Annotated in this window: 9 protein-coding genes; 2 read left to right on the top strand and 7 right to left on the bottom strand. The window is 67.9% G+C overall.

Going from position 1 to position 19,855, the window contains the following annotated elements:
- Positions 1 to 5 precede the first annotated feature (5 nt).
- From AC07O3_RS03945 to AC07O3_RS03915, 7 genes are all read right to left on the bottom strand, one after another.
- A complete protein-coding gene (locus tag AC07O3_RS03945) occupies positions 6 to 671 on the bottom strand; it encodes an aspartyl/asparaginyl beta-hydroxylase domain-containing protein (protein WP_307614184.1) in 666 nt (221 codons plus the stop codon).
- A gap of 77 nt (positions 672 to 748) precedes the next feature.
- Positions 749 to 1,027, bottom strand: coding sequence for a hypothetical protein (locus tag AC07O3_RS03940; RefSeq protein WP_495338628.1), 279 nt, complete (start codon positions 1,025 to 1,027; stop codon positions 749 to 751).
- Between the two features lie 133 nt (positions 1,028 to 1,160).
- The gene (locus tag AC07O3_RS03935; protein ID WP_495338627.1) at positions 1,161 to 3,788 is read right to left on the bottom strand and encodes an AAA family ATPase; all 2,628 of its coding nucleotides are present in this window, start codon (positions 3,786 to 3,788) and stop codon (positions 1,161 to 1,163) included.
- Positions 3,785 to 4,897 (bottom strand): metallophosphoesterase family protein, encoded by a 1,113-nt coding sequence (locus AC07O3_RS03930; protein WP_495338626.1) that lies wholly within the window; start codon positions 4,895 to 4,897, stop codon positions 3,785 to 3,787. The genes AC07O3_RS03935 and AC07O3_RS03930 overlap by 4 nt, the downstream gene beginning before the upstream one ends.
- A 99-nt stretch (positions 4,898 to 4,996) precedes the next feature.
- On the bottom strand, positions 4,997 to 5,179 hold the full coding sequence (locus tag AC07O3_RS03925; protein ID WP_495338625.1) for a hypothetical protein: 183 nt from the start codon (positions 5,177 to 5,179) through the stop codon (positions 4,997 to 4,999).
- Positions 5,180 to 5,284: 105 nt separating this feature from the next.
- Positions 5,285 to 6,019, bottom strand: coding sequence for a peptidoglycan DD-metalloendopeptidase family protein (locus AC07O3_RS03920; RefSeq protein WP_307614180.1), 735 nt, complete (start codon positions 6,017 to 6,019; stop codon positions 5,285 to 5,287).
- Between the two features lie 96 nt (positions 6,020 to 6,115).
- On the bottom strand, positions 6,116 to 6,913 hold the full coding sequence (locus AC07O3_RS03915; protein ID WP_495338624.1) for a class I SAM-dependent methyltransferase: 798 nt from the start codon (positions 6,911 to 6,913) through the stop codon (positions 6,116 to 6,118).
- Between the two features lie 629 nt (positions 6,914 to 7,542).
- On the opposite strand from AC07O3_RS03915, the gene AC07O3_RS03910 reads away from it, so the two are divergent.
- Complete coding sequence (locus tag AC07O3_RS03910) at positions 7,543 to 14,859, top strand: hybrid non-ribosomal peptide synthetase/type I polyketide synthase (RefSeq protein ID WP_495338623.1); 7,317 nt, start codon at positions 7,543 to 7,545, stop codon at positions 14,857 to 14,859.
- On the top strand, positions 14,856 to 19,853 hold the full coding sequence (locus AC07O3_RS03905; RefSeq protein WP_495338622.1) for an amino acid adenylation domain-containing protein: 4,998 nt from the start codon (positions 14,856 to 14,858) through the stop codon (positions 19,851 to 19,853). The genes AC07O3_RS03910 and AC07O3_RS03905 overlap by 4 nt, the downstream gene beginning before the upstream one ends.
- Positions 19,854 to 19,855 lie beyond the last annotated feature (2 nt).

The raw sequence follows: 19,855 nt of genomic DNA, 5'->3' as shown, positions 1-19,855 counted from the left end.
AGAGCTCAAGCCACCAACTGCTGCTGGAGCACAGGCAACCAGGGCTCAGTCAACATCTCGAAGGATGGATTGGCATCCAGTCCCATCAGCAGATGAACCCGGTTGGACGGCTGCTGGCTTCGATTGACGGCCCTGTGGTTCACATCCACCCGCACCAGCCAGGCCGAGCCGTCGGCGGGCAGATGAACGCTCTCGATGCTGCCGTCGGCGCGCTGCCATTCGAAGAAGCAATTGGGGTTGGTGATGATAGGGATGTGCAGGCGCCAGGTTTCCTTGGCCGCATCGTTGTGCAGCGGCATCTCCTCGCCCTCGCTTTCGAGCTGCATGATCCGGGCCCTGAAGGGCGTCAGGCCATGGCTGCGCAGCGCATTCATCACCCGGGCCAGGTAGCCGCTGCAGGCGTCTGTCGGCGTGACGCCACGCGCATTCTTTGCGGGAATCCGCCGGATGCCGTCTTCCAGCGTGCCGTCGCGGCTTGTGACTGCCCAACCGATGTAGTCCACGCGGTTGTCGCGATATGGCGTCGACGGCAGCGGCTTCACGTGTGCCAGGAAATGCTGCCTCAGCAATTCGGCGTCGATCCTGAAATCGGCCAGCCTGGCAAACATCACGTCACTCGATTGCTCCATGGTTTTTCTCCTCTTCTTCGTCCTCTTGATGGCGATGTGCATCGGACGGCCGCCAATGCCGACGGCGCGAGCACACGCAATGAGCAGGGCCCGCAGGCCCCAGGTCGAAACTGGACGACCTATGCGAAGAAGGAGAGGAGTTGTGGCGGCCGCATGGGCCGTTCGAGAGGCGCGGACGGCAAGACCGTCACGGCAAATTCCAAGGGGGCTTCCGGTCTAAGGACCGGCAGTGAAATCTCGCGCCTTCCGGCGGCAAGGTCCACCTCGTCGGAGTCGATGCCGTTATCCAGGACCGAAGAGCCGGCGTGGCCCTGATGAGGCTCGCAGGCGCTTGCCTGATGCACCTGCGCGACGTTGGCCTGGTGCTGCCCGAAGCCCGCCATGTTCTGGGCAAGCACGGCCAACCCGTGACAGCACAGAAAGGCGATAACTGCGGACGTACAAAGCCAGCGACGCATGACGGCGCAGTTTAGCGACCGGCCGGATATTCTGGATAGTGTGATTGCCGATGGGCGTCGCGGCCCCAAGACGTCACGGGATGCTGCGCGCCACGACCCCGAGATCGCGCCAGGCCTCCGGATGGCAACTGAAGATCAATATCTGGTGCCGCGTTGCCGCGTCGTACAGCACCCGCTTCATCTGCCCCAGGCGCTCTTCGTCGGTGTTCACCAGCGCATCGTCGAGGATGAGCAAGGTCGGCTTGCGCGCTTCCTTCAACAGGTCCGCATAGGCCAGCCGGGCGACGACGCCCATCTGTTCCCGCGCGCCCACGCTGAGCTCTTCGAACGCGCCGCTCTGGGCGCCTCGCAGGCCTTGCCGCGTGATGCGGCCCGGCGAAAGATCGTCGCCGACTTCGACCTGCGCACCGGGGAAAAGAATCTGCAGATAGTGGTCGAGGTGCTTCTGCAGCGGCGCGCGCAGGCGTCGTGCCAGGGCCGAGCGCTTTTCGCGCAGCAGCTTGAGCAGGTGGTCGAGCGCCTTCGCCCGGCGTTCGAGTTCGGCGCAGCGGCGTGTTGCGTGCTCGAGTTCGCGCTGTTTTTCCGACGCAGCTTCTTCCTGGCCCAGCGCGCCCCTGGCTTCGAGTTCGGCTTCAAGTCGGGTGATCTCGTTGGCCCGCTGGCTGTGCGTGGCCTCGGCCTGCTTGACGCTTTGCTCCAGCCGTTCCACGTCCTGTGCGAGCACCGGCAGGTTCGCGGATTGCAACTGCTGCGCCAACTCAGCGATCTTGTCTTGCAGGGCCGACTGCAGCGCCAGCGCATCCGTCAATGCGGTGCCGGCTTCCGTCTTGCGGCTGGCGCGCGTCGGGTCGTTCAGCGTGGCCTTGACCGCCGCGAGTTCGTCTTCGGCGGCCTTGACCTGCTCGCGCGCATTGCCGGCGGCGACCTTGGCGTCGTTGAGCGCCGCGGACGCTGTCTCCAGCGCCGCGCGCGCGGCGCCCTCCTCCGATTCGGCCTGCGCGCTCGACGGCATCGCCGCGTCGGCCGGCGGCATGCCCTGCAGGACCTGCCTTGCTTCAGCCAGTCGGGCCTCGCGCATGGCGATGTCCGCGGCAAGCGCGCTCAGCCCCTTCGGTGCCAGCGCAGCCAGCACGGCCATCGCCGCACCGGCTTCCCCCTTGCGCAACGCCTGCAGCCGCATGCGCTCTTCGACGGCGGCCACGCTCTCCGCGCGCAGGGCCTGCAACAGCCCGGCGAGTTCGTCGCGCGCGCGGTCGCGTTCGATGGCAAGGCTTTCCAGGTCGGCCCCGCCCGGCAGCACCGTGATGCGGCCTACGCCTTCGATCTCGATGTCGGTCCGCGCGATGACGGTCTGGCGCTTCGAGCCTGAAAGCTCGGTGCCGGCGACCTGGACCCGCGCTGTGGGCTGCAGCTCGAACTCCAGGGCCGTCGCCACCGCATCGAGCCGGGCTTGCGCCGTGCGATGCGCATCGGCGCAGCGCTGAAGCCGCTTGAGCTCGCCTTCCGGCACCGCGAGAGCCTGTGCCTCGGCCTGCAGGCGAGTGACCTTGTCCTGCTCGCCCTTTGCCTTCTCGTGGCTCTGTACGAGTGTCTCAAGCTGCTCGGCCAGGCTTTCGACGGTTTTCTCCTGCGCGATGCGGGAGGCCGCCTGCCGCGCCAGGCGGAGGTTGTCGCGCGCGCCGGCATCGGCCTTCGCCGCAGCCGCGTGGCGGGGTTCCCACGCCTGCAGTTCACCTAGCGCCTTGGCCAAGCCTTCTTGTGCCGCCTGCAGATTCTTCTCGCGCAGGACGACCGTGGCTTCCTCGCGCTCCATCGCCTGGAGTTGGGTGCGCCAGGAATTCACCTGAGCGGTGATCTGCCTGAGCGCGGCGTCCTGCGCGGTCTTCCTGTCGTTCAACCCCTTGGCTTCTTCCAGCCGTTGCCGTGCGATGACGAGTTGCTCCCGCAACGCCGTCCAGGGCCGCGCGGCTTCGTCTCGTTGGTGATCGCGGCGCAGGCCTGAGAGGCGGTCCACGCCCGACTGATAGGACTCGATGTCGGCACGCAGCCGTTCGATGTCGGCTTCGAGTTCCGTGCGCAGCCTGACGGCATCCGCGAAGGCGCCGCGCGGTGTTCCGGCGGCAGGCGTGAGCAGTTCGTTGCGCTCGCTCTCAACCGCCTTCAGCACCGCATCGCCGTTGCTGGAGGCCAGCTCGCCCAGCGATTCGCCCAGTGCGTTGCGCAGGTGGTCGCTGGCAAAGCCCACGGCGCTGGCAATGTCGTGCGAGGTGCCCTGTTTGATCCACAGCAGGCCCGGAATGCCCATGTGCTCCGGCGTGCTGGCACCCTTGCCCGGAAAGCGAAAGCCCAGCAGTGCCGCCAGGTGGTCTTCGGCCACCGCACCGTCCATGGACTTGCCGTCGATGACCAGCTCGCAGCGCTTCTTGCCGAGGAAGGCCTTGGTGAGCCGGCATGGCTTGCCGTCGAGTTCGAAGTCGACCTCGACGGTGGGCGTTGCCGAGCTTTCCCCCCATGGCCGCAGATGCTCGACCGCGCTGGAGCGATGCCGCTCGAAGAAGGCGGCGCGAATGGCCTCGGCGACGGTGGACTTGCCCGACTCATTGGGCGCCGCGAAGAGATTCAGTCCGTCGGTGAAGCCGTCTATTTCGAGCGGTGCGCGGAACAGCTTGAAGTTCTCGATGCGAAGACGCTGCAACTTCATGCGGCGGCTCCCTGCGCGTCGAGGATGCGGGCGAGCGTGAGCAGCGCGTCGCGGGCGAGTTCAGCATCGGCATCGCCCTGCTGCGCGCGCAACTCCTGAAGCGCCTCGCCGACAAAGCCGTCGGCGTGCAGCGCCTGGATGTCGTCTTCCGTGGGCTCCAGCCGCAGCGCTTCGCCGTCCCACACCAGCGCACGGGCGCGAGCGCGGGCGGCGTCCAGCGCGGTGCTCAGCCTGTTGTGGCCGTTGAGGTCGCAAGTGCCCTGCGCGCGAAGTTGCAGCACGTCGCTGCTGCTCACCTGCTCCAGCTTTTCGACCAGTTCGTCGATGTCGGAAGGCACCGCAAGGCGCGGCTCCCATTGCTGCCAATCGAACTGGCCTGTGCGAAGTGCTTCGACCGTCGGCACCGCCCCGGCACCGGCGATGCCGACCAGCAGCGCCTGCCCGGAATCGTTGGCCCTGAAGCGGTCGGTCTCGGGCGTGCCCGCGTACCAGGTGCGGTCGTCGATCTGCCGCGTGCCGTGCCAGTCGCCCAACGCGAGGTAGTCGAGCCGAGCCTGCGCCGCACGCCCGGTCGCGATGGGATTGGCCGAGTCGATGTCTTCGGACAGGATGCCCTGCACGCAGCCGTGCGCCAGTCCGATGCGGGGCAGCCCCTCTTCGCTTGGCGCCGTGGCAAACCAGTCGGTGAGGTCGCCGTAGGTATGGCGCTGCGTGAGCGGTGCGGGCAGCAGCGTGAACTTGCCCGCCACCGTGTGGGGCTTCGGCTCTAGGCAGCAGACGATGTTCGGTGCAATGGCGCCCAGCCGCTGCGCACGGCTCCAGACCGATTCGCTCAGCGCCGAATCGTGGTTGCCCGGAATCAGCAGCCAGGGGCCGGAAAAGCCCTGCATGGCGTTGAACATGCGCCGGATGGTCTTGTCCGACACGGTCTGCAGGTCGAACACATCACCCGCGACCAGCACGGCATCGACCTTGCGTTCGGCCGCAATGGCGGCCAGCCGCTCGACCACCTTGAAACGCGCCTCGAACAGTGCCGCGGCGTCGTCGGGCTCGAACTGCGAGAACACGCGGCCTATCTGCCAGTCCGCGGTGTGGAGCAAAGAAATCATGCGTGGCCCTCCCTTTGCCTCTCGCGTCTTCACGTCATCCAGAAAGAGCGAGCATCTTAGAGGGCCTGCGGCGGCAGGCGGGCCGAACCGGCCGGGAGGCTAGCGCCTGGCGTCCATTCCCGATGCGCACTCTTCGAGCAGCGCGACCGACTGCGTGACCTGTTCGGTGATCTGGTCGCGCAGCGGCTTCCACTCGAGGCTGAACGGTGCAAGAAGGCACCACTGCGTGGTGAGCGCCAACGCGATGCCAAAAATGATGAACAGCCAATGCACGAGTTCCATTACCGCCCCTTTTTTTCAGACCAAGGGTGAGAGTCTGCGCATTTCACGGGCACCGCGATATCGCCAATTTGGGGGATGCCTTTCGCCAGAGGCCGCCCCGTCCGGTCACCTCGCAGGCAGGTACTGGCGCGGATCGACCGCATTGCCGCGGTAGCGGATCTCGAAGTGGAGGCTGGCGCGCCCACCGTCCGCGCCGCCGATCTCGGCGATCTTCTGGCCCTGCTTCACCTGCTGGCCCTGTTTCACCAGCACCGTACGCACATTGGTGTAGACCGACATATAAGAGCCGCCGTGGTCGACCATCAGCACGCTGCCGTAGCCGCGCAGCGTTTCCGTCACGGCCACCTTGCCGGCGCCGATGGACATCACCGGCTCACCGACGCTGCCGCCGATGTCGACGCCCTTGTTGCTGGTGCCGTTGAAGCCCGCGATGACCTGGCCTTGCGCGGGCCAGGCCCAGTCGCTGCGCCGCGACGCCGGCGGTGCGACGGGCTCGGGCGCCGCGGCCCGGGGCGGCCTTGAACGCTCGGGGCGTTCCGGACGCTCGGCACCTGAGCTCCTGGGAGGAGGCGGCTCGGACGATGCGCCGCCACCGGGCGGCACCACGCGCAGCACCTGCCCTGCTTCGAGCTTGTCGGGGTCCTGCAGATTGCTCCATCGGGCAATGTCGCCCGGCGAACGCCCGGTCTTCGACGCGATGCGATAGAGCGTGTCGCCCGGCTGGACGACGTACTCGCCCGGCCCTGCCACTGGCGCCTTGGGGGAGGTGGAGCACGCTGCCACCATCAATGCCGCGGTCAGCGCAATGCCCGCGCGCCAGTTCCTTCCTGTCACAACCACTACCGGATTCCTTCCTGGATAACTGAATCTCGCGCTCCCGGATGCCCGGGGCCGCGCTCGAAGAATCCGGGAAGGCTACCAGCAGTCGCCTGGCGTTCAGTTGGCCTGCAGTTTTTCTGCGGTCTTGCGCCTTGCAACGCACATCAGCGACAGCGCGCTCGCGGGGGCTTTCGGGTCGCGGCCCGAGAGCACATTGCCCATGCGGTATTTCCATTGCGCCGGCCCAACGTCGCCGGCCAGCGCCTGCGCTCCTATCTGGTGGTTGTGCGGGTGCACGCGAACCTCGAAGCCCAGCGGCTCCAGCGTGGATTCGAAGAGCTCCTTCGTCACGCCGTCGCCGGGCCGGTGATGCACTTCGGTTCTCAGCCCCCACAACTGCTGACTGTCCGTCTTGTGAAAACCGTGCCCCGTCGCGCGGTAGACCCACAGCCGCGCATCCCACATCAGCCTGGCCAGGCCCTTGTAGTCCCAGGCTGTGAGTTGCGGATCGTGGTCGGTAATAAGTAAGCCATTGGGCTTAACGAGGCGAGCGCCTTCCTGCAGCACCGCTTTCATGTCGTCGCAGTGGTGCAGCGATGCATTGATTGCCACGATGTCCGCAACCTGCGAGCGGAACGGCGTGTGCGCCGCATCCGCCAGTACTGCCGTGTAGCCCAGGCCCGCAGCCAGTTCCAGCGAGCCTCCGGCCACGTCGACGCCGATCAGCAGCCTGGGCCTGCCGCCCAGCGTGGCGAAGAGGTTACCCGGCCCGCAACCCAGGTCGATAACGACCTTGTCCGTCCAATCGCCCCCGGCGGCGAGCCAGCGGCTGCGGAAATGCGCATCGCGGTGGCAGTAGTCCAGATATTCCTTGGCCCACGTCGCATTGCCGAAGTATGTAGCGTTGGCTGTCAATGCATCTGAATTGTTCGGAAGAATCGATTCCAAATAGTAATCACAGCGCGTGAGAACTACATCGGGTAATAGGATGTCGCGGAGCATTTTTACCCTCGGAAGATTTGAAGCCGATAACTCTTTCAGTCTTTGCGATTTTCAGGTTTTGTACAGTTATTTTTTATACGGTTACAGACTAATCCAATTCATAACAGTCGCGCCCGGAAGGATGTTTCACTTTTCGACAGTGATGCCAGTGCGTTTTCCGCATGACTCCCCGGCGTAGCGCGCGATCCGAGGTGGTCGTGCCCAGAAAGCGGTCGACAGCGAATTTCCCCCTGTGCGCCGCCTGTTTCTCCCCAGGAGTACCCCGCTTCAGCAGGCTCTTTCGGGCGCTTGGAAGGCCCGCGCGGCGGGCTTTTTCCTCCAAATCACGCATCAGTTACCTCGAACGGGACGATTCGGGTAGTACGTTTTCGAAATAACCTTATCCAGTTGTAACCGAGGCCTAAAGTGCACACATTGGCCAAGGGAAACCTCCTAGGATGAAGACACGAAAAGAACGCAAGTCAGCTTCCTCCTCCTTAATTGGGTGAATGGAATTTCCATTCACCCAATTGCTTCCATTGTATTTCTTTTGGGATATTTACATGGAAATTCAAACTGTTTCGCAAGCACTCGGTGCTCCGGACCTCGCTCTGGAAGACCTGTTCGTGCCGCGATCCAATTCGGAGGGATCGGCCGGCCGTCGCAGCGCTGCGGTGGCACTCGAACTCCGCTTCGCCCAGCGTTGGACCCAGTGGTTCGCCACCACCGGCCAGCTGCCGGACACCCTCTTCGCGGGCGCGTGGCTGCTGCTGCAGTCGCGCTGGCTCGGAGGCCTCTGGCCCGTGCTGCATGAGGCAGGCGCCGCGCCGATGCGCTGCTCGACCACCGTCGCCTTCGACGCCACCAAGGCCGCTGGCGCCTGGCTGGCCGAGCTGGACCTCGGTCGCCGTTCGGCATCGCAAGCAACGGCACAGCCCACCTCCCTCTGGCTGCGCGAAGAAGTTGCCGCCGATGCTCCGCTGCGGCTGCGCTTCGACGCTGCTTCGGCGGCCCTCTATATAGATGCAGCCGCAAGCCTGATGGATGCCGCCGCGATCGATCAGCTGCTCGCAGCCCTCGTCGACACCGCCGAAGACCTGCTGCAGCACCCCGATGCGGCCCTGAACGACATCCACACGCTGCCGCGCGCCGACCAGGCCGCTCAGCTCGTCGAATGGAACACCGCCCTCGCCCCGGTGAGCCCTGCCCTCACGGTGCCCGGTATGTTCGCGCGCCAGGCGATGGCCACCCCCGACGCCATCGCCCTCGCGCAAGGCGACGCGCAGATGAGCTACGGCGAACTCGATCGTCGTTCCGACGAACTCGCGAAGCGCCTTCAGGGCCTGGGCGTTCGCAGCGGCGACGGCGTCGGCCTGCTGCTCGACCGCTCGATGGCGGCCATCGTCGCCCAACTCGGCATCCTCAAGGCCGGCGGCGCCTATGTGCCGGTGCCTACGGATTTCCCGCCCGAGCGCGTCGCCTACATGCTCGGCGAGGCCGGCGCGCACCACGTGCTCACGACACAGGCGCACCAGTACCTCATCCCCCCCCATCACGGCGTTTTGTTGCTCGACGAATACGAAGACAACACAAATCGCACTGCATGGAATCCTCCGGCCCTCGATGCCGAATCGGTGGCCTATGTCATGTACACCTCGGGCTCGACGGGCACGCCGAAGGGCATAGAGATCTGCCATCGCTCGATCCTGCGGCTCGTGGTGGGTGTGGACTACGTCGAGCTCGCTCCCGGCCTCGCCATGCTGCATGCGGCGCCGCTCGGCTTCGACGCGGCCACGCTCGAAATCTGGGGCCCGCTGCTCAACGGCGGCTGCTGCGTCATCCATGAAGAGCGCGTGCCGACCGGCACCGGCCTGGCGCACACCATCGCGCGCCACCACGTGCACACGGCATGGCTCACCGCCGCGCTCTTCAACGCCGTGGTCGACGACGACCCCGCCCACCTCTCGGGCCTGCGGCATCTCTTCACCGGCGGCGAAGCGCTGTCGGTGCCGCATGTGCGGCGTGCGCTGGCCGCCCTGCCTGGCCTCACGCTGAGCAACGGCTACGGCCCGACCGAGTGCACGACCTTCGCAGCCACGCATCGCATCGAGTCACCGTTGCCCGAAGACCTGCGTTCCGTCCCCCTCGGTCGCCCCATCAAGGACACCGTGCTGCGCGTGCTGAGCCCCTCGATGGCACTGCTGCCGACCGGCTTCGTGGGCGAGCTCTGCATCGGCGGCCACGGGCTGGCCCGCGGCTATCTGCGGCAGCCCGCGCTCAGCGCCGAGCGCTTCGTGCCCGATCCCTTTGGCGGCCCCGATGACCGGCTCTACCGCACCGGCGACCTCGCACGCTGGCTGCCCGACGGCACCGTCGAATTCATCGGCCGCCGCGACGGGCAGGTGAAGATCCACGGCCACCGCATCGAGACCGGCGAGGTCGAGGCGGCCATCCTCGCGCACCCTGCCGTGCAGTCCTGCGCAGTGGTCGCGCGGCCCGACGAAAGCGGGCAGCTGCGCCTGGTGGCCTATCTGGTCGCACGCTCGGAAAAGATCTCGTGGGATGCCCTGCGCGCCCACCTCGGCGCCCGCCTGCCTGCCGCGCTGATTCCCACCGCGCAGGTGTGGCTCGCACAACTCCCAGTCACGCCCAACGGCAAGCTCGACCGCAAGGCGCTGCCCGAGCCGGCCGGCGAGCGTCCCGAACTCGCTCAGCCCTTCGAAGAAGCGCGCGACACCATCGAACAGCGGGTGTGCGACGCCTTCGCCCGCGCGCTGCGCATTTCGAAGGTCGGGCGCAACGACAACTTCTTCGACCTCGGCGGCGATTCGCTGCTGGTGCTGCAGGTGCTTGCCGACCTGCAGCGCGGCACCGAACTGCCGCTGTCGACCAATCTTTTCTTCCGCAATCCCACGCCAAAAGCAATGGGCGAGCGGATGCAGCCGGCGGGCGATCAGCCCGCCATGGCCGCTGCGGCCGGTTCCAAGGATCGACCGACCGCAGCGGCCACCTTTTCGGCACGGCCAGGCAGCGGCATCGATGACGCCGTTGCCCTGGTCGGCACCGCAGGCCGCTTCCCCGGCGCAGCCGACGTGGAGCAGTTCTGGGACAACCTCGTCGCAGGCCGCGACACCATCAGCTTCTTCGACGACGCCACGCTCGACGCCGGGGTCAGCCAGGCCCTGCGCAGCGACCCGGCCTATGTGCGTGCACGCGGCGTGATCGACGGCATCGAAGACTTCGACGCCGCCTTCTTCGGCATCGGCCCGAAAGAAGCGCAGCTCATGGACCCGCAGCAACGCGTGTTCCTCGAGATCTGCTGGGAATGCCTGGAACGCGCCGGCTACGTGCCCGACGAAGCGCCGGGCCCGGTCGGCGTGTACGCCGGCATGTACAACGCCACCTACTTCCAGCGCCACGTGAGCACCCGGCCCGACCTGGTGGAGCCGGTCGGCGAGTTCCAGGTGATGCTGGCCAACGAGAAGGACTACATCACCACGCGGGTGGCGAACCGGCTCAACCTCACCGGCCCGGCCGTCAGCGTGCACACCGCCTGCTCGACCTCGCTGGTGGCCGTGGCCCAGGCCTTCCATGCGCTGCGTACGGGCCAGTGCTACATGGCGCTCGCGGGCGGCGCCTCGGTCACCTGCCCGCCGCGCAGCGGCTATCTCTACAACGAGGGCTCGATGCTCTCGCCCGACGGCCGTACGCGCAGCTTCGATGCAAAGGCCCAGGGCACCGTCTTCAGCGACGGCGCGGCCGTGGTGCTGCTCAAGCGGCTGGCCGATGCACAGGCCGACGGCGACACCATCTACGCCGTGCTGCGCAGCGCCTGCGTGAACAACGACGGCGGCTCCAAGGCCAGCTTCACGGCGCCCAGCGTCGACGGCCAGGCCGCGGTGATCCGCGCCGCGCTGGCTGCGGCCGATGTCGATGCGGGCAGCATCTCATACGTCGAGGCGCACGGCACCGCCACGCCGATGGGCGACCCGATCGAAGTCGAGGCGCTGGCCGTGGCCTACGCCGAGCACACCGATGCGCTCGGCTACTGCACGCTCGGCTCGCTGAAGAGCAACGTGGGCCACATGGTCACGGCGGCGGGCGCGGCCGGTCTCATCAAGACGGCGCTGGCACTGCACCACGAACAGATTCCGCCGACCGCGCATTTCAGCGCGCCGAACCCGTCGATCGACTTCGCGCGCACGCCCTTCCACGTTACCGCCAGCCTGCAGCCTTGGCCCCGCGCCGACCTGCCGCGCCGCGCGGGCGTCAGCTCCTTCGGCGTCGGCGGCACCAATGCGCACGTCATCGTCGAAGAGGCACCGCCGCGGCCGGCCTCGCCGTTCGCAATGGGTGACCAGCTCCTGTCGCTGTCGGCACGCTCCGAGGCCGCGCTCGCGCTGGCCACCGAGCAGCTCGCGGCGCATCTCGAAGCCCACGCCGAACTGCCGCTGGCCGACGTGGCCCACACCCTCGCGGTCGGCCGCAAGGCCCACGCCTTCCGCCGCGCTGTCGTGGCCGGCAACACCGCCGAGGCCATCGCCGCCCTGCGCAATGCCGACTCGCCCCGCCGCGTCAGCGGGCGCATCGCCTCGCGCGCACCGCAGCTCGTGCTGATGTTCCCCGGGCAAGGCGCGCAGTACGCCGGCATGGGCAAGAACCTCCGTGCGAACGACCCGGTGTTCGCGGCAGCGTTCGACGACTGCATGGCCGCCTTCGAAGGTGCGACCGATTTCGACCTGCGCGAGCGCATGTTCTCGGACGACCCGCAATCGCTGGCGCCCACCGCCGCCACGCAGCCCGCGATCTTCACGCTCGAATACGCCCTCGCGCGGCGGCTGCTGGCGCTCGGCGCGCGGCCGCATGCACTGATCGGCCACAGCGTCGGCGAATTCGTCGCGGCCGTGCTCGCTGGCGTGATGCGGCTCGAAGACGCCGCCAAGCTCGTCGCCCGCCGTGGCGCTCTCATGCAGGCCCAGCCGGCCGGCGCGATGCTGTCGGTGCGCATGGGCGCGGCAGAGTTGCTCGACAGGCTCGGCCCGCAGATTTCGCTCGCCGCCGAGAACGGCCCCACGGCCTGCGTCGCCGCCGGCTCCTTCGACGCCATTGCGGCGCTGCAGGCAGCGCTGGAAGCAGACGGCATTCCGAGCCGCCCGCTGCAGACCTCGCACGCTTTCCATTCCGCCATGATGGACGCGGCCGTCGCGCCCTTCGAGGCGCTGGTCGGCAAGGTGACGCTGCGCGCACCGCAGACGCCGATCTACTCGACGCTGACCGGCCAGCCGCTAGAAGACGCCGAAGCCACCAGCCCTGCCTACTGGGCCCGGCATCTGCGCGGCACCGTGCGCTTCTCGCCGGCCGTGCGCTGCGCGATGGAGCAGGTGACCAACCCGCTGTTCGTCGAATCAGGCCCGCGAAACATGCTCGCCACGCTGGTGCGCCAGCACGGCGCGAGCGGCGTCGTGTCGCTGCTGCAGGGTGAGCCGGTCGACGAGGCCCGCACCCTGCACCTGGCGCTGGGCCGCCTCTGGACCTGCGGCGCCGATGTCGAGCTGTCGCGCCTCGTCTCACGCATCGGCGCGCAACGCGTGCGCCTGCCCACCACGCCATTCGAGCGCAAGCGCTTCTGGGTCGACATCGCCGCCGTCCCGCCCATCGCCACCGTGGCCGCGCCCGCCGCCGCCCCGGCCCCTTCCTTCGTCCCTCTTGTTTCACCTACCGCTCTGGAGTCGATCGTGACAGCAGCAACGCCCTCGCCTCTTCATCCTCCCGCTTCGAACGTGGATGCGCGCCTGCGCAGCCTGTTCGAGGACATCTCCGGCCTAGACATGGCGCAGGCGGAGGGGCACGCGCCCTTCGGCGAACTGGGCCTGGACTCGCTCACGCTGACCCAGGCCGCCACGCAGATCAAGAAGCACTTCAAGGTCAACCTCAGTTTCCGCCAGCTGATGGAAAGCTACCGCAGCTTCGACGCGCTCTCGACCTTCCTGCGCGAAAGCCTGCCGCCCGAGGCAGCGCCTGCATCGGTACCTGCCCCTGCCGTTGTGGCCGCGCCAGTCGAAAACGCAGTCTCCGTACCGCAGGCCGCGCTGCGCCAGCAGATGCCGGTGTACATGCCGATGCAAGGCAGCAATGCGGGCGACGCCCAGCTGTCGCAGCTGATCTCGCAGCAAATGGAATTGATGCGCCAGCAGCTCGCATTGCTGTCGGGCACCGTTCCGTCCGCACCAATCGTCACGCTGCAGGCCATGCCAGCCCAGGCCGCCCCCGCGCCTGCCACACCTGCGGCCGCGGCCCCCGCTGAAGACCCCGCGCAACCCGTGCGCTACGACGTGAACAAGGCCTTCGGCGCCATCGCCCGCATCCATACGCAGCGCAACGCCGAGCCAAGCGGCCGGCAGAAGGCCCGGCTCGCCGCCTTCATCCGGCGCTATGTGGAACGCACGCAGAAGAGCAAGCAGTTCACCGAAGCCAACCGCGCCCACATGGCCGACCCGCGCGTGGTCAACGGCTTCCGTCCGGTCACCAAAGAGATCACCTACCAGATCGTCATCGAGCGCTCCAAGGGTTCGAAGATGTGGGATCTCGACGGCAACGAGTACGTCGATGCGCTCAACGGCTTCGGCATGAACATGTTCGGCTGGCAGCCCGACTTCGTGCAGGATGCCGTGCGCAAGCAGCTCGACGACGGCTACGAGATCGGCCCGCAGCACCCGCTGGCAGCCGAAGTCACGGCGCTGATCTGCGAGCTCACCGGCAGCGACCGCGCGGGCCTGTGCAACACCGGCTCCGAAGCAGTGATGGCCGCGCTGCGCATCGCGCGCACCGTCACCGGCCGCAGCACGGTGGTGGTGTTCACCGGCTCCTACCACGGCACCTTCGACGAAGTGCTGGTGCGCGCCGGCAAGGGCGGCAAGGGCCTGTCGGCTGCGCCGGGCGTGATGAGCGGCATGTTCGGCGACATCCGCGTGCTCGACTACGGCACGCCCGAGGCGCTGGACTTCATCCGCGAGAACGCAGACGACCTGGCCGCCGTGCTGGCCGAGCCAGTGCAAAGCCGCCGCCCCGACTTCCAGCCGCGCGAGTTCTTGCACGAGGTGCGCGACATCACCGCCAAGAGCGGCTGCTGCCTGATCTTCGACGAGGTCATCACCGGCTTTCGTACGGCGCTGGGCGGCGCGCAGGAGCTGTTCGGCGTGCGCGCCGACCTCGCCACCTACGGCAAGGTGATCGGCGGCGGCTTTCCGGTCGGCGTGATCGCGGGCAAGCGCGAATTCATGGACGCGCTCGACGGCGGCCCCTGGCAGTACGGCGACGACTCGATCCCGGGCGTGGGCGTGACCTACTTCGCGGGCACCTTCGTGCGTCATCCGCTGGCGCTGGCCGCAGCCAAGGCCTCGCTCACGCATCTGAAAGAGGCAGGGCCCGCGCTGCAGGCCGGGCTCACGGGCAACACCGCCGCCATGGCAGCCGAGCTTTCAGGCTGGTGCAAGGAAGTCGGCGCGCCCATCGAGATCCGCCATTTCGCTTCGCTGTGGCGCGTGAGCTGGCTCGAAGACCACCCGCTGCAGGACCTGCTGTTCGCAATGATGCGCAGCCGCGGCGTGCACATCCTGGACAACTTCCCGTGCTTCCTCACGAGCGCGCACAGCGCCGAGGACATCGCCTTCATCCAGCGCGCCTTCAAGGACTCGGTCGCCGAGATGCAGGAGTCCGGCTTCCTGCCGCGCCGCGCTCCCGCCCCCACCCGCTTCGACGTGCGCAAGCCCGTCGAGGACGGCTGCGTCCTGGCCCGCGACATCGACGGCCAGCCCTTCTGGTACGTGCCCGAGGACGCCGCCTCCCATCAACACCTCATCAATGGAAAGGCCGCAGCATGAACGCCGTCCTCAAGCCCACCGCCAGCGGTGGTGTCATCGAATGCATCATTCCGACGACGGAATCGCAGCGCGAAGTCTGGCTCGGCGCAGCCTTGAGCACAGAAGCCTCGATGGCCTACAACGAGTCGGTCGTGCTGCGCCTGCGCGGCGCGCTGGACTGCCCGGCCCTGGCGCGTGCCATGGCCCGGCTGCTCGAGCGCCACCAGGCGCTGCGCGCCACCATCTCGCCCGACGGCACCTACATGCTGGTCAGCCCTCCCGGCGAGAACCTGCTGCTGGAGCAGGACCTGGGCAGTCTCGAGCCGGAAGCCCGCGCGCAGGCACTGCGCGACGCCCACGACGATGCGGTGTGCACGCCCTTCTCGCTGGAGCATGGCCCGCTGTTCCGGGCCGCGCTGTACCGCCTGGACGACGCCGAGCACGAACTCGTGATGTCGGCGCACCACGTGGTGTGCGACGGCTGGTCGTGGGCTGTCATCACCGAGCAACTGGGCCACCTCTATGCCGAGGAAACCGGCATTGGCTTGAAGCTCAAGCCCGCGCCGCTCTTCGCCGACTTTGCCGCCGAGGAAGCCGCCGCTGCCGCGAGTGCCGACATGCAGCCGCACATCGACTACTGGCTGGGCCGCTTCTCCGGCAGCACGCTGCCGGTGCTCGACCTGCCGCTGGACCGCCCGCGTCCGGCTGTTCGCACCTTCAATTCGCGCCGCGCCGAGCGCCTGCTCGACAAGCGCCTGGTCAGTGCCGTGCGCACGGCGAGCACCAGGGCCGGCGTCAGCCTTTTCACGGGCCTGCTCAGCGGCTTCGTTGCCACGCTGCACCGCCTCACCAGTCATGAAGACATCGTCGTCGGCATTCCGGCGTCGGGCCAGCTCGCGCACGACATGCCCGGCCTGGTCGGCCACTGCGTGAACCTGCTGCCACTGCGTATCGCCACTCATTCGGGCATGCGCTTCGACGCGCTGATGGACGAATGCAGCACCGCCGTGCTCGACGCCTTCGACCACCAGGCGCTGACTTACGGCGCACTGCTGGGCCAGCTGTCGCTGGAGCGCGACCCGAGCCGGCTGCCGCTGGTGAGCGTGGCCTTCAACGTCGACCCCGACGTGGCGAGCAGCGCACAGGCATTCACGACCCTCGACGTCGTGCAGGACACGATCGCCCGCCAGTACGAGAACTTCGAACTGTTCGTCAACCTGCGCCCGCTCGATGGCGGTCTGCAAGTGGAGGTTCAGTACAACACCGACCTGTTCGACGAGGTCAGCGTGCAGCGCTGGCTCGGCATGTTCGAGTGCGTACTGCAGTCGGCCTCGCACAAGCCCGACGAAACGGTCGGCCGGCTCGAAGTGCTGTCCAGCACCGCCGCGCGTTCGCTGCTGGCGCTGCAGCCCGCGCGCGTTCCGCTGGTCGGCGAACCGCTGGCGCACGCCGGCTTTCTTGCACGCGTGCCGCGGCAACCCAACCACCCGGCTGTGCGCGACGGCGCGCGAAGCTGCAGCTACGGCGAGCTCGACGCGCAGTCCAACCGCCTGGCGCGTGCACTGCGCATGCGCGGCGTGGGCCGCGGCCAGCGCGTGGGGCTGTGCCTGGAACGCAGCCTGGAGATGGTCGTCGCGATGCTCGGCATTCTCAAGGCGGGTGCGTCCTATGTGCCGCTCGACACCGCGTTTCCGCAGGCGCGGCTGGACCACTACGCGACCGACGCCAGCCTCAGCCAGATGCTGACCACGTCGGACATCGCGGCGGCGCCGCGCGGCTGGCGTGCCGACGCGGCCCTGCGGGTCTTCGAGATCGACCGCGACACCGCCTGGCTCAAGCTGTCCGGCGATGCGCTGCCGCCGAGCACCGACGACCCGGGGCCCGAAGACGCCGCCTATGTGATCTACACCTCCGGCTCGACCGGTTTGCCCAAGGGCGTCATCGCCCATCACCGGGGCGTGGCGCACCTGCTGCAGTGGATGCAGCGCGAATCGGGCATCGGCCCGGCCGACCGCATCGCCGCCGTCACGACCCTGTCGTTCGACATGGCCGTGCCCGACCTGCTGCTGCCGTTGGCGGCGGGCGCCGAACTCGTGATGGTGAAGCGCGAAGTCGCCATGGACGGCAATCGCCTCTCAAAAGCGCTCGACGAAGAACAGATCACGCTCCTGCAAGCCACCCCCGGCATGTGGCAGCTGCTGCTTGATGCCCAGTGGGCTGGCGGCGCGCCCGGCTTTCGCGGATGGACCGGCGGCGAAGCGCTGCGCCCCAGCATGGCGCTGGCGCTGTGCGAGCGCATGGAAGGCCTGTGGAACGGCTACGGCCCGACCGAAACAACGGTGTACTCCACGGCCTGGCACGTTCGCCCCGAAGAAATCGCATCGCGCGGCGTGTCGATCGGCAAACCCGTCGACAACACCGAGATCTGGATCCTCGACGCCAACCTGCAGCCCTGCCCCATCGGTGTGCCGGGCGAAATCTGCATCGCGGGCGAAGGCGTGTCGCTGGGCTACCTCGACCGCCCCGAACTGACCGCCGAGCGCTTCGTCACGGTGCGCATCTTCGGCACCGCGAAGAAGGTGTACCGCTCGGGCGACCGCGGCCGCTGGCGCAACGACGGGCTGCTGGACCACCTCGGCCGGCTCGACTTCCAGGTGAAGGTGCGCGGCTACCGCATCGAGCCCGGCGAGATCGAGGTGCGCTGCTGCGAGGTGGCCGGCGTCTCGCGCAGCGTGGTCGTGGCCCGCGAAGACAACCCCGGCGACGTGCGCCTGGTGGCCTACCTCGCGCTCGCCCAGGGCGCCGGCTTCGACCTCGATGCGCTGATGGTGCATCTGCGCAAGCACCTGCCAGCTTTCATGCTGCCGCAGCACGTGGTGACGCTCGACGCACTGCCGACCCTGCCGAACGGAAAGATCGACCGCGTCTCGCTGCCGCCGCCGCAAGCGGTTGCGCGCAACGAGGTACGGCGCGGCGCCGCCCCGCGCAACGAGCACGAACGCAAGGTGCTCGCCGTCATGGAAAAGGTGCTGAGCCTGCCGGGCCTCGACATGCACGACAACTTCTTCACCATGGGCGGCCACTCGCTGCTGGCTGCGCGGCTCACCACGCTGCTGAGCCGCGAGTTCCAGGTCACGCTGCCGCTGCGCACCCTGTTCGAGGCGCCTACAGCCGAGAAGCTGGCCGCGGCCATCCAGGGCCTGCAGGGCGCAGGCGTCGGCCTGGAGGCGCCGATTGCCTGCCGCAGCGAGCGCCGCAGCGCGCCGCTCACGCTTGCGCAGGAACGCATCCGCTTCATGGAGCAGCTGCACCCGGGCCGCTCGGTCTACAACGCGCCCTCGGCACAGCGCCTGACCGGGCAGCTCGATGCGGCGCGCTTCGAAGGCGCGCTGCGCGAAATGATCCGCCGCCAGCCCTCGCTGCGCACTTCCATCGGCATCGATGCGCAGAGCGGCAAGCCGATGCAAATGATCGCGGAGTCTGTGGAATTCGCTCTGCCGCTGGTCGACCTGCGCGGCCTGCCCGCTGACCAGCGCGAAGCCGAGCTGGCCGAACGCATGCAAGAGCTGTCGGACCGGCCGATCGACATCCATCGCGCGCCGATGATGAACACGACGCTGTTCCAGCTCGACGACAACGAGCACGTCTTCCTGTTCGTGCCGCATCACCTGATCTGGGACGGCTGGTCTTTCGACCTGATGCAGCGCGAGCTGGGCGCGCTCTACGACGCCGCCGAACGCGGCCGTCCGCACAACCTGCCCGCGCTCGCCACCACCCACGGCGACTATGCCGAGTGGCTGGAAAAGTGGCTGACGGAGCCTGCCTGCGAAGAGCAGCTCGCGTTCTGGCGCGGCCGGCTCGAAGGCGCAAAGGCCGTGCGCCCGCCAAAGACAGACATGCCCCGTCGCGCGGGCAAGAGCGGCCAGGGCGGCGCGCACTGGATCCATGTCGACCTGCAGAGCACGCAGCATCTGCGCGAGATCGCACGCGACATGGACGTGACGCTCAGCATGCTGACCTTCGGCATCTACGCGCTGACCATGGCGCAGGTAACGGGCAACGACACCATCGTCATCGCCAACCCGGTGCGCGGACGCCAGCAGGCCGAGACGGAAGACGTCATGGGCTTCTTCAACAACGTGCTGCCGGTCTCGCTCGCGATCGACCAGTCGCTGCCGCTGCCCGCCTTCATGCGCTACGTGAAGCAGGAGCTGCTGTCGATGATGAACAACCAGCAGGTGCCGTTCGAGCGCCTGATGGCCGAGCCGGGCTACGCGGGGCAGATCAAGACTTCCGGCCCCTACCAGGCGATGTTCTCGTTCCAGGATGCGCGCGAACGCGCCCGCAGCGTCGGCAGCCTGCAGACCCGCCAGATGCACGTGATGCAGCACGGCGCCACCGACGACATCGGCGTGTGGCTGATGGACAAGCCGCACGGCCTTGAAGGCGCACTGATCTACAACGCCGACGTGTACCTGCGCGAGACCGGCGCCCAGCTGCGCGAGCGCTATCTCGAAGTGCTGCGCCGCGTTGCCGACGATCCCGCCGCCACGCTTGCGCAGATCGCCAGCACCGAAGACTCGACCAGCGCGGCCTACCTGCGCAAGCTGGCAGCCGCGGATGCCGACAAGAGCGCACCGGCCGATGCCATCAATGGCAACGGGCACAAGGCGCCACAGAGCCTGCTCAACCCCGAGCAGGCGCAGCTCGCCCAGATCTGGGCCGGCGTGATCGGCATCGACGTCAGCGACATCCGCGCCAGCGACAACTTCTTCGACCTCGGCGGCGACTCGCTGCTGGTGCTGCGCGCGGTGCAGCAGGCCGCGCAGATGCTGGGGCACCGCGTGGAGCCGCGCCGCTATCTATTCGAGAACCTCGGGCAGATCGCCTCTTCGGCCCACGCCGCGCCGCAGGGCGTGCCGTCGGACCTCGCGGAACTGGCCGCCGGCACGGCCGCGCAAGCACAGCGCGGCGGGCTGTTCGGCGCCCTCGGCCACTGGCTGCGCAAGGGGTGAAG

It is taken from the genome of Variovorax sp. GW821-FHT09D05 (assembly GCF_059416325.1).
Note: the sequence above shows the minus strand (reverse complement) of the source record. Positions and strands in the feature narration are given on the sequence as shown.